Source organism: Clostridium sp. CM028 (assembly GCF_030585565.1).
Lineage (GTDB): Bacteria > Bacillota > Clostridia > Clostridiales > Clostridiaceae > Clostridium_AD > Clostridium_AD estertheticum_B.
On the sequence record NZ_CP077766.1, the window covers coordinates 1,837,728 to 1,848,807 of the forward strand.

At 31.9% G+C, this 11,080-nt stretch carries 11 protein-coding genes and 1 riboswitch; of the genes, 3 read left to right on the forward strand and 8 right to left on the reverse strand.

Translation table 11 applies throughout. The features are described 5' to 3' along the window. Positions 1 to 14 precede the first annotated feature (14 nt). The 7 genes from KTC94_RS08615 to KTC94_RS08645 all read right to left on the reverse strand — a co-directional run bounded on the left by KTC94_RS08615 (position 15) and on the right by KTC94_RS08645 (position 7,095). Positions 15 to 842 (reverse strand): energy-coupling factor ABC transporter ATP-binding protein, encoded by an 828-nt coding sequence (locus tag KTC94_RS08615; RefSeq protein WP_220320439.1) that lies wholly within the window; start codon positions 840 to 842, stop codon positions 15 to 17. A 12-nt stretch (positions 843 to 854) separates the two neighbouring features. Then, entirely contained in the window at positions 855 to 1,703 is an 849-nt protein-coding gene (gene cbiQ / locus KTC94_RS08620) for a cobalt ECF transporter T component CbiQ (protein WP_369811900.1), read from the reverse strand. A 376-nt stretch (positions 1,704 to 2,079) separates the two neighbouring features. Next, a riboswitch (cobalamin riboswitch) is annotated at positions 2,080 to 2,254 on the reverse strand. Positions 2,255 to 2,423: 169 nt separating this feature from the next. Then, positions 2,424 to 3,197, reverse strand: coding sequence for an RNA polymerase sporulation sigma factor SigG (gene sigG, locus KTC94_RS08625; protein ID WP_165413361.1), 774 nt, complete (start codon positions 3,195 to 3,197; stop codon positions 2,424 to 2,426). Between the two features lie 176 nt (positions 3,198 to 3,373). After that, positions 3,374 to 3,937: a hypothetical protein gene (locus KTC94_RS08630; protein WP_220287586.1), complete on the reverse strand. Its 564-nt coding sequence runs from the start codon at positions 3,935 to 3,937 to the stop codon at positions 3,374 to 3,376. A gap of 89 nt (positions 3,938 to 4,026) precedes the next feature. Next, positions 4,027 to 4,725 (reverse strand): LrgB family protein, encoded by a 699-nt coding sequence (locus KTC94_RS08635; RefSeq protein ID WP_220287584.1) that lies wholly within the window; start codon positions 4,723 to 4,725, stop codon positions 4,027 to 4,029. After that, complete coding sequence (locus KTC94_RS08640; RefSeq protein WP_216303861.1) at positions 4,718 to 5,071, reverse strand: CidA/LrgA family protein; 354 nt, start codon at positions 5,069 to 5,071, stop codon at positions 4,718 to 4,720. Before KTC94_RS08640 ends, KTC94_RS08635 begins: the two co-directional genes overlap by 8 nt. 458 nt (positions 5,072 to 5,529) lie before the next feature. Next, on the reverse strand, positions 5,530 to 7,095 hold the full coding sequence (locus KTC94_RS08645) for a nitrite/sulfite reductase (protein WP_220320441.1): 1,566 nt from the start codon (positions 7,093 to 7,095) through the stop codon (positions 5,530 to 5,532). A gap of 122 nt (positions 7,096 to 7,217) precedes the next feature. Here KTC94_RS08645 and KTC94_RS08650 point away from each other — a divergent pair, with 122 nt between their 5' ends. Then, the gene (locus KTC94_RS08650) at positions 7,218 to 8,105 is read left to right on the forward strand and encodes a LysR substrate-binding domain-containing protein (protein WP_216303864.1); all 888 of its coding nucleotides are present in this window, start codon (positions 7,218 to 7,220) and stop codon (positions 8,103 to 8,105) included. 395 nt (positions 8,106 to 8,500) lie between these two features. Here KTC94_RS08650 and KTC94_RS08655 read toward each other — a convergent pair whose 3' ends face one another. Next, a complete protein-coding gene (locus KTC94_RS08655) occupies positions 8,501 to 8,704 on the reverse strand; it encodes a hypothetical protein (RefSeq protein ID WP_220320442.1) in 204 nt (67 codons plus the stop codon). A gap of 174 nt (positions 8,705 to 8,878) precedes the next feature. Here KTC94_RS08655 and KTC94_RS08660 point away from each other — a divergent pair, with 174 nt between their 5' ends. Together KTC94_RS08660 and KTC94_RS08665 are read left to right on the forward strand one after the other, a co-directional pair. After that, positions 8,879 to 10,312 carry a DDE-type integrase/transposase/recombinase gene (locus tag KTC94_RS08660; protein ID WP_258280699.1) on the forward strand — a complete coding sequence of 478 codons (1,434 nt, stop codon included), beginning with the start codon at positions 8,879 to 8,881 and terminating at the stop codon, positions 10,310 to 10,312. Positions 10,313 to 10,813: 501 nt separating this feature from the next. Beyond that, positions 10,814 to 10,936 carry a hypothetical protein gene (locus KTC94_RS08665; protein ID WP_258280580.1) on the forward strand — a complete coding sequence of 41 codons (123 nt, stop codon included), beginning with the start codon at positions 10,814 to 10,816 and terminating at the stop codon, positions 10,934 to 10,936. The last annotated feature ends 144 nt before the right edge of the window (positions 10,937 to 11,080 follow it).

Below are 11,080 nucleotides of genomic sequence, written 5' to 3' on the forward strand. Positions count from 1 at the left end.
CCTAGAAAACCTAACTATTTTTCAAACATTTCCTTAAATTCTTGCGTACTTTTCGGATAGGCACTAGTATCTTCCAGCAGATGTTTTTCTACAAGCAATTCATATATCTCCATCACGGTTGGCTGTTTTAGATTTGCTTGTTTTAAAATTTCTGTGTTTTGGAAAATTTCTAATGGTGTTCCATCTGCGATAATTTTTCCTTTGCAGAATACAAGGACTCGCTCCGCCCATCGATATGCGAAATCTACATCATGGGTGGAAATGAGCATTGTCTTGCCCTCCAAACCAAGCTTATCCAAAACTTCTTCTAACATCAGTGCATTTAAAGGATCCAGTGATGCAGTAGGTTCATCAAAGATAATGATCTCCGATTTCATAGCAATGATGCCCGCAATGGTGACGCGCTTCTTTTCACCGCCACTCAAATAGTGTGGCGGACGATCCTTGAAATCTGATATGTTCATGTATGCCAGTGCTTCCTCAACTCGCTTTAGTACTTCCTCTTTTGGAAGCTTTAAATTCATCGGCCCGAATCCAACTTCTGCCCTAACTGTAGATGCGATTATTTGATTGTCCGCATCTTGAAATACAATTCCGATATTTTTTCGAAGTCCTTTTAAATTCTTTTTATTAACGACAGTACCCCGGTAAATGATTTTTCCCTGTTCAGGTGTAAATACACCGTTTATATTCAAGAAAAATGTAGATTTTCCCGATCCATTGGAACCAATGACAGCGATTTTCTCACCTTCATAGATATCCACGCTTACACCGTCCAATGCAGACTTTCCATTCCCGTAGACGTAGTATAGATCTTCGACCTTTAATATTGATTTCCCCATAATAGCTCCTTTCTATCTTGTAACGCCCCATATCAGGATCAAAAAAATTATAAATACTACTGCAGAGGCAATCTGTATTGTCTCTACCTTTTTATCTTCCTCCAAAAATATAAGATCCCCATCATAGCATCTGGCCTCCATGGCATCATAATAATCGTTTGCCTTTTTAAGCGAAATAACCAGCATATTGCTTGCAATGCTTCCAAATGTATAGCAGGAAGTCTTAAAATCACAGTAGCCCTGACGAGATTCTGCGGAATTTTTCATTTTAGTATAGACATCCATTAAAATGAAAATATAACGGTAAATGAGGTTCATCAGCTCTACAATAAGCTTTGGAACATGTGCTTTTCGAAGCACATATATAATCTCGGAGGATGGAGTTGACAGTGTCATCATTTGTAGGGCACTTATAGCTGCAAAAACTTTCAGAATCAAAAATGCCACTTCCTTAAGCTTTGCCTGAGAAGTAAACACATAGCAGAAGCCAAGATACAAATTATACTGCCCCATCGGCTGCTTTGAAAAATCAATAGCAATTGTAAAAGTGCCAAGGAGGATAAAGATGATTGGAATCGCCATTATTGACAAGTATTCGTTTACTGGAAGCTCTCCTTTTACAATGGTCAGATAGGCCATTGCAATAATGACCACAACAGACACATAGGGGTTTTCCAATACAATACAAAGAATCAATATCAAAACAGAAAGAGATACTTTAAAAGTAGCATTCCAGTGTCTGATTTTAGAAGTATAAGCATAAAAATCAATTGAAAACCCTTCGCCGTGTTTATGTCCGGTTCCATGGTGATGATTATGTGTCCCATCCCCTTTTTTCCATTTGAAGAAAAAGCCCACCATTAGAAAAATGGCACATAAAATAATAATTTTTCCCATTTCACATCTCCTTTGAATTTTCACCCCATGGCAGCATTCTGGGAGATTTTAGAATAATAAAAATAGATGAAGCATAGTAAACAATTACACCTACAATCTGATTTAAAAATGCAAGGCCAGATAATGTAACTATAATCGCATTGAAGCACCCGGCGAAAACGATGATATTCTGCCTAATCATGTTATAGGCTCGTTTTGACAATTCGTAGTATAGGCCTGTCTACAAAACAAAAATCCTTCTAACTAAAGTGTTAGAAGGAAACGATTCAAAAATATGCTTAATCATATAAAATCAACAAACAAATTTTCATTATAAAGCCCTCTCTATCACTCGTAGAGTTTGTAGTGCGAAAATATGGGCAGGTATTCTGACTCAAGAATCATTATTTAAGCGCGCCTTCCCCGTTTTCGAGTGGCATAATGCACTTAAATTCATCTATTACAGCTACGAGATAGTTCAGGATTTTAACCTGATTCCCTTTTAATTAATTTAAACCTATATTCTATTATTTAATTTTTATAATTCTTTCACACATGTACTCATTACATAGTAGACTTATTATTACAAAAAATCAACTACTTTAATTGTAAAAAGATAATATTTTTCAAACTTTCACAAAATAATACATTATACTATATTCTGAAATAAATGCTACAGTAAAAAAAGGGACCCACTAGGGGACCCTATACGTACTTTCTCATGTGCTTTAATGCAGTTTTTTCAAGTCTAGAAACTTGTGCTTGGGATATTCCTATTTCACCTGCTACTTCCATTTGAGTTCTTCCATCGAAGAACCTTAAATTTAAGATTAACTTTTCTCTAACATTTAATTTTTTCATTGCCTCTTTAATCGATATATTTTCAAGCCAATTATCATCTAAATTTTTGGTGTCACTTATTTGATCCATTACATAAATTTCATCTCCACCAGCGTGATAAATTGGTTCAAATAAAGATACAGGATTTTGTATAGCATCTAAAGCAAATACTACATCTTCCCTTGGTAATTCTAATTCTTTTGCTATTTCAGCTACAGTAGGCTCTTTGTTGTCTTGATTCACCAATCTGTCCCTAACTTGTAATGCTTTATATGCAATATCCCTTAATGATCTACTAACTCTTATTGAGTTATTATCTCTTAAATATCTTCTTATTTCCCCAATAATCATAGGAACTGCATATGTTGAAAATCTAACATTTAGACTTAGATCAAAATTATCAATGGACTTCATTAAACCAATACAGCCTACTTGAAATAAATCATCTACGTTTTCTCCTCGGTTATTAAAGTGCTTTATCACACTTAAAACCAATCTTAAATTTCCTTTAATAAATTTTTCTCTACACTCATACTCACCATTTTGTATCCTAAATAGTAGCTCTTTCATTTCTTTTTCTTTTAGTACGGGTAATTTTGAAGTATCTACACCACATATTTCTACTTTATTGAATACCATAAGGTCATCATTCCCTTCAGAGTAATTGCTTCTAAATTATGTCCTTATGGTTTGCTTTTTATACTACAGACAACCTTTAACATCTGAAAGGGTGTTTTTATTTTAATCTTAATAATAGATTCATCAAAATTGCATCACAATTTCTTTAATCCCGCCCATAACATTCCTACATATTACTAAACCTTATTTAAGCTATCTATTAATTCATTAAAATTCTTTTTAGCTACTATTTCTCTATTCTTAAAATCACCTATTTTTTGTTTATTAAATTTTTCACTTTTATCTAGGTTTACTAATTCCTCTTTTACAGTTTCTCTAAGCCTTGGAATAATATTTATTATTTTTTTTATTCCATAAATATATTCATCATCATAAAGCTTGAAACATTCAAATAAACCTGATATAAGTCTCCCATCAGAAAATATGTAAATATATCTATCACTCATTTCATCTGATAAATCAACTTCAATTTTATGCTTATACAGCCTAAAGAAAACATCATCTTTCTCAATGAAAACAGGAAATATCATAGAAAAAAGCATCTCTATTTCTTCTTCCTGCTCAACTAATCCTGAAAAATCGCTTTCATTAAGTTTTTTAACTATTTCATCTGTAAAAATATATTTCCTTACCTCTTTTCCCAATTTACTCCTTAGTTTTTGCTCCTTTTCATCAGATAATAAATTGTCTATTGAATCAATTAATTTATTTAGCGGACCTTTAATCTCATTTTTTTTCATAATGAAAAAACCTCCTTAATAATACATAAACTACATATATAAACTTAATTTAATCGAAGCCAAAATGTAGCGTATTCCAAGAAATTATCCTAAAAGCGCAAAAACATATTCCATAAAAGAGGATATAAAAGGACAGCTACAATTCCTGAAATAGCCATAGTTATTCCACTCATGGCTCCCTCAGTTTCTCCTATTTCCATAGCCCTCGCTGTTCCCAGCGCATGAGAAGATGCTCCCATAGCAATCCCTAAGGCAACTTTATCATTAACTTTTAAAATTTTATATAAAAACGGTCCGACAATTGAGCCTACAACACCTGTCATTATTATAGCTACAACTGTAATTGAGGAAAGTCCCCCTAACTGATTTGACAATGCTATTCCTATAGGTGTTGTTATAGACTTAGGTATTAAAGATTCAATAAGTACATCGGAAATTCCAAATAATTTCGAAAGGAATACTACACATACAATACCAGAAATCGCACCACTCAAAATCCCTATAAGTATTGGTATAGCATTTTTTTTAAATAAAGAGAATTTCTTATACATAGGCAAAGCTAATGCCACTGTGGCAGGAAATAAAAAAAATGAAATTATTTTACCTCCGTTATTGTAGTCTTCATATTTAATATGTAGCTTTGTCAAAAAAAATATTAATATAATAATGGCTATCAAAAGTGGATTAAAAATTGAAAGTCTGCCTTTCTTCTTTATGTAAATCCCAATTTCATAAGCAATAAGGGATATTATTACACCAAAAACTGGTGAAGTAATTAAATCATTCATATAAACGTCCTTTCCTTAAAAATTTAACTACGAGTGCTGTTACAATCCAAACTAAACATGTGGAAAGAACAACTATAACGATAAATGGTATCCATTTTCCTTTTAACACACCAAATGCTGTCATTAGACCTACTCCAGCAGGAATAAAGAAAAAAGACATATTTGATAAAAGGAACTCACAAACTTCTTCTATCATTTCAACCTTAACTATACCTATTTGCAACCCCAAAAACAGTAAAATAAGTCCAATAACCGCTCCCGGAATCGGTAATTTAAACATAAGTTGCAATATAGTTCCAATAATATACGGAATCAAAATAATCATTAATTGTCTTAAGTACTTCATTGTTTCACCTACTTATTATAAAATGTTGTCATTTGTGTAATTTTCTTATTAAAGTATAAAATTCTTACCTATTTATATATGTAATCTCTTGTCAAAGGCAAATCATTATTTACACCTTTAGCAAACAATATCTGATGAAGAATGATATTTTATTCTATCATTAGCCTTTTGAAATTGTTCTTCATTTAAGGTAATTCTAATAACCTTTACTTTATATTGTTTTGCTGAATTTTATAAAACAGTTTGTCAGTAACCAACATTTATCACTCCCTAATTATATTAATATAGTTTACTAGTAATTAGTTATTTATTTCACAATTATAACAACTAATCTTCTTAGGTATACCATTTTTTTAACTAGAGGTCAAAAGCAATCCGTAGAAGACTAGTGCTTGGTAAACGATAATCATAATCTAATTGATATCAAACACTCTCATTTACTTACTTATACTATATACTTATACTATATATTTGTTTATAATTTCATTAAGTTCATATACATTTTGCTCAGTCCAACTAGTGAAATCTTTTTTATCATTAATTGCAGCACTTGCAAGTTCGAATAAAAATTTTGGTACTTCTGCTTCCTTAATATCGCCATAATATTTACCTAGCTTTGTTTTACCTATCCCAATCTCTCCCCCAAAATGTAATTCGAATACATTTATAAGCTCATCTTGGACCTTTTTCTTTTTACCGCAAAACCCAATTGTTCCTATTTCGTGTACAGAACAAGAATTAGGGCATCCTGATATATGAACATGAGGCAGTATATCTTTTGTTAAATTATTTTCTTTAAAATAACTTAGTATATCCTTTAAAGTACGCTGTGTTTCTAAAATTCCCATCTGACAAGTAGGAACTCCTATACAAGCAATAGAACATTCCAGTGAAGTATTTCCACCCATTTTACCTGTTAGCTCAAGGATTATTTCAGCTTCTTTCCCATTCAAATTTCTAATGTATAATCCCTCTGACATAGCTAGTCTTATCTCTACTTCATTCATAACTTCTATTTTATCTATTATTAGTTTCAAATGCTCACTTTTTAATTGTCCGCCTATTGGATGCACATACACACTGTATAATCCCTTTTGTTTTTGAGTAAATAGTCTTGGACTTCGCATCGATGTTTCAATCCCAACTTTGTCGTAGATTTTGGTTTGTACCTTGATTTTTAAATTTTCTCTAGTCTTAACTTTTTCCAAATAACTATTATAGCAGTTTACAAATTTCTCCTCGCCCATTCTTTCCATAATATATCTTATGCGAGCTCTTCCTTTGTTAATGTAGTCGCCTTCATTAATAAAAAGATCTGTTATTGCTTCAACATGATATAAAATATCTTCTGGCTTAATCAACTGTTCTCTCTTCACAGATAGTTTTGAATTATTCCCCATTCCACCACCTAAATACACTTTAAAATACTCTATGCCATTTTCTTTAACCGCTAAAAACCCTAAATCAGTAGCAGTTACATGTGCCTCATCCTTTTCATTACTTGAAAATGCAACTTTAAATTTTCTTGGGAGTTTATACGTATATACCTTACTTAAAAAATGGTCTCCTACAGCTGTTGCGTAAGGTGATACATCAAACACATCTTTTTCCCCTACTCCAGATAGCGGTGAGACTGACACATTTCTAGGGAAATTACCGCCGGATCCCCTTGAGTATAAACCTTTCTTTATACCTTCTTCCATGGAATCACAAACTTCATCAATAGTAATTCCATGTAGTTGTATCGCCTGACGAGTAGTTAGATGTATACTATCTAATCTATATCTTTGTGTAAAATCATATATTAATTTAAGATCTTTTATAGAAGCTATCCCTGATGGTATTCTAAATCTTATCATAAATTTCTTGCCACTACGCTCGGCATACACGCCCATACCACCCGAGGATCCTTTAAAGTCCATTTTACTTGTTTCCCCATTTAAAAATTTATGTCCAAGCGCTCTAAAATCCTCAACTTCCCCAAGAAGTACTTCACTAAGAAGAATTTTATTTAAAGTTTTCATCATTATCAATCCTTTCCTATTGCAACATTATTATGGCTATAGTATACTGTTTTTTAACCAATAAGTATAATACATGTTTTATATAATACTTATTAATATTTCTGATAGGTAGGGTGATAATTTTGATTGAGGAATTAAAAACCTTTATTGCTGTGGTAGATAAGAAAAGTTTCACAAAGGCTGCAAAGAGCATCAACATATCTCAGCCTAGCGTAAGCTTACATATTGTAATTTTAGAAAAACACTTCAATACAAGACTAATAGAAAGATCAAATAAACAGAGAAGTATATTAATTACACAAACTGGAGAAATGTTGTACAAAAAAGCTAAACAAATAATCTCCCTAATAGATGATACAAAAGAAGAACTTAACAATTATCATAATTCCACCTCTGGCACTTTAAAGATTGGCGCAAGCATGACTATAGGTGAATTTTTACTGCCCTCAATACTAGGAGAGTTTATTAAAGAGTTTCCAAACATAAAACTAGAAGTTGCTATTGAAAATACCCATAATATTTATGAAAAATTTAAAAACTATGATATTGATATTGCTTTAACTGAAGGCAGCGTCCCTGTGCATGACTATACTTTCAAAAATTTTTATGAGGATACAATGGTTGTTGTAACTCCAAATTCCTTTACCTATGACCAAAATATTGGACTTAAAACTTGTTTGTCAAATCAAACTTGGATGCATAGAGAAGAGGGTTCTGGCACTGGTGAATATCTAAATATCTTTTTAAATGCAGAAGGCATATCTCCAAAAAACTTCATTATTCTCGGAAGTAACTACTCCATTAAAGAAGCTGTTAAAAACAATCTAGGTGTAACTTTTATCTCATCTTTAGTAGTAACTGATGCTGCCATTAACAATGAACTTAAAATTATACCTATCAAAACAAAATACAATAGATTTTTTTCTTATTTAGTTCATGAAAAAAATCTATCCAGGATTGCAACATTATTTGTTGAGAAATTAGAAAAGTGTAGCCATATGAATAAGTAATGCTTAATTATTAGTAATCAAGCATATCAATAATAGAAGTGCTTTTATTTTATAAATAAATTCCACGAGCCAAGGTCCAAGAAAAATACTATGTTATGTCTATGGATACACTCACACTAATAATAATAATAATAATAATAATAATAATAATAATAATAATAATAATAATAAACCTATTGATTTGGGATGGAATTTTATTAATACTGCTTCTTGTTATAGTGCAGGAGTTGCAGGAAGAGCTATAGGCACAAATACGGAAGACTTATGGGATGTTATTGTTGCAGATAAAAGTTCGAGTGTTGTCAATTGCTTTAGGTACGGATATGGTGTCGATAGACATATGTTATAATCTATACTGAAAAATAATTTTAAGGCAGGATTATCCTGCCTTAAAATTATTTTTCAGTAGTGCCTTTAGATGCTTCTGAACGTGCATTTAATTGTTGCTTTTCTTCTGGAGTAGCATCACTAGGGCCACTAGCCATGTTAGGCATGTTATACATATTAGTCACATCGCCGTTTGACGCACCACTAACACCTTTATTTGATTCCGATTGTTTTTTCATTTTTTTTATTTCTTCTAAATCATTTTTATTCATAAATATTCTCCCTTCTAATGTACGATAGTGTAAACACTATCTTTACTTTTTTTATATAAATCCTTGCATTTGCAAGGATTTAAGTTGTTTTTAAAATAAAAAAACAATGACCCCTTCTATTTGATATAATTGTTGTATCTGAACTCAACAAAATACCAAAAGGAAGGTGTCATTGTGAGTACAATTATATCAATGTTAGTTACCTATAATCAAGTATTACTTTCTCAAATTAAACAATTACTTATTTTTATTGCTAAAAATATACCGCTAAAAGTTCCAAAATACGATATGACAAGTCCTAAATATAAAAAACTTACTGTAGACAAATTGCCTACTATCAAAACTTTTGAAAAGCTTAATTATAATCAACTATTAGATGAGTATAAAACCTCTCATGGTAAGGATAAAAAACCTGTCAATTCTCGTGGTAAATATCCAGTATCCCCAGAGACCATCTGCCCTCAATGTGGCGCTCCGCACATCTATATCTACGATAACGCTGGAGGCCGTGGGCAGCTTTGGTGCAAAGTTTGTGATCTGCATTTCAACAAAAATAAGGTTAATTTTAAAACTGAGAGCTTCCTTTGCCCATTTTGTGGACACTCTTTAAGTAAGAAGAAGGACCGTAAAAACTTTTATATCCATAAATGTGTTAATAAAAAATGTAATTATTACCTGAATTCTCTTTCAAGGCTTTCTCTTGAAGATATTAAAGAATACAAGAAAGATAAGCACAGATTTAAACTGCATTACATTTATCGTGAGTTTACAACGAATTATTTTGATGTAGATTTATCTTCTATGCCAAAAGGTGCTACTAGCCTAAATTTCAGAAATTTTTCGTCTCATGTAATGGGCCTATGTCTAACATATAACATTAATTTAGGATTATCTACACGCCGTACGGCGCTTGCTCTTTGGGAAATACATGGAGTTAAAATATCTCATGTCATGGTTAGCAGATACGCCGTCACAGCTGCCGCTTTAGTTAAACCCTTTGTCGATAATTATGACTATAAGCCTACTGATTACCTCGCTGCTGATGAAACTTATACTAAAGTCAAAGGAGTCCATCAATATGTTTGGCTTGTTATGGACGCTATCAAGAAATCAATTTTAGGATACCAAGCGTCTTTTAGCCGTGATACTGGCCCTTGCATTTTGACTATGCGTATGGCTTTCGATAAGTTCAAAGAGTTTCCCGGCAAGTCACTTAAATTCGTTGCTGATGGCTATACTGCATATAAGCTTGCTGAGCAACAGTTTAAACTTAACGGCATGGACTTCGATGTAATCCAAGTAATTGGTCTTACTAACTCTGATCCTATTTCAACCGAATATCGTTGGCTTAAACAAATAATAGAGCGTCTCAACAGAACATTTAAATTTTCCTATAGGGTTACAAATGGCTTTGGTAGTGAAGAAGGTTCCAACACGCACTTGGCGTTGTTTGTAGCATATTACAACTTTCTCCGCCCACATAGCTACGCTTATTGGGGACCATTGAACTCAATCCCTGAACTTGAAAAGATTTCTACTATGCCAGCAAAATGGCAAAAGTTAATCGAACTTTCACAGCAACTTATAATAGAAAAACAGGTTGTATAAGTGAATTTACCTTTTAATATAGTTTGAATTTTCTTACCCGGCAGGGTTCCGTAAAAAAGGAACAATCTGATTAGGTATATTTTTGCTGACTTTTTTTATTTACCAAAAAAATTACAAGGTTTTGATGAAGACAAAACTAATATTTCATTCCTTTAAGGTATATTTTCACTTTTCAAGGTGCAATTTAAATTCCAAAATTTTTAATCTTGTTTTTTCATAGATTAGTTAACACTATCTAATGTACAAAATACACTGCACATATCCAATGCATTATATAGTTTACCCATTTTGTGATATAATATTATGGTTATAAATTGTTAACAATATTGACACTTAAATGCAATACTTATTTAGTAGTATTAATTTGTATAGGAATAGGTTGCTACAACGATAGTATAAAACAAGACATGCTAAATATAGATAATAAGAATTATCATAATACCAGTATTAGATTGAAATTTATAGCATGGCCAATAATTGCTGAAATGGAGACAAATAATTATGAAACCTGAAAACGAAAATGTGTCTGAAATGTCGGAAAATACTTCTATTTTAATTACTCTGTGTGTTGTCGCCTTAGTTCTAGCACTTGTGGGGATTAAAATAGTGATAACAACTATGTAACTCAAGGGTATGCTAACGCTACCGTTATAAATTAATATTCTTGTAATTAACCACCCCAAGAATATTTGAACCACCTTTGGATATAAATCAGATATATTTTACAATAAATTAGAACCATCCTAAATATTAAATTTAGGATGGTTC

Bases quoted from the DNA above. Each gene is read 5' to 3' on its own strand.
- KTC94_RS08615 (WP_220320439.1), bottom strand. From the start codon at position 842: ATGGGGAAATCAATATTAAAGGTCGAAGATCTATACTACGTCTACGGG.
- KTC94_RS08635 (WP_220287584.1), bottom strand. From the start codon at position 4,725: ATGAATGATTTAATTACTTCACCAGTTTTTGGTGTAATAATATCCCTT.
- KTC94_RS08645 (WP_220320441.1), bottom strand. From the start codon at position 7,095: ATGAAAACTTTAAATAAAATTCTTCTTAGTGAAGTACTTCTTGGGGAA.
- cbiQ (WP_369811900.1), bottom strand. From the start codon at position 1,703: ATGGTGGGCTTTTTCTTCAAATGGAAAAAAGGGGATGGGACACATAAT.
- KTC94_RS08630 (WP_220287586.1), bottom strand. From the start codon at position 3,937: ATGAAAAAAAATGAGATTAAAGGTCCGCTAAATAAATTAATTGATTCA.
- KTC94_RS08655 (WP_220320442.1), bottom strand. From the start codon at position 8,704: ATGAATAAAAATGATTTAGAAGAAATAAAAAAAATGAAAAAACAATCG.
- KTC94_RS08640 (WP_216303861.1), bottom strand. From the start codon at position 5,071: ATGAAGTACTTAAGACAATTAATGATTATTTTGATTCCGTATATTATT.
- KTC94_RS08665 (WP_258280580.1), top strand. From the start codon at position 10,814: ATGAAACCTGAAAACGAAAATGTGTCTGAAATGTCGGAAAATACTTCT.
- sigG (WP_165413361.1), bottom strand. From the start codon at position 3,197: ATGGTATTCAATAAAGTAGAAATATGTGGTGTAGATACTTCAAAATTA.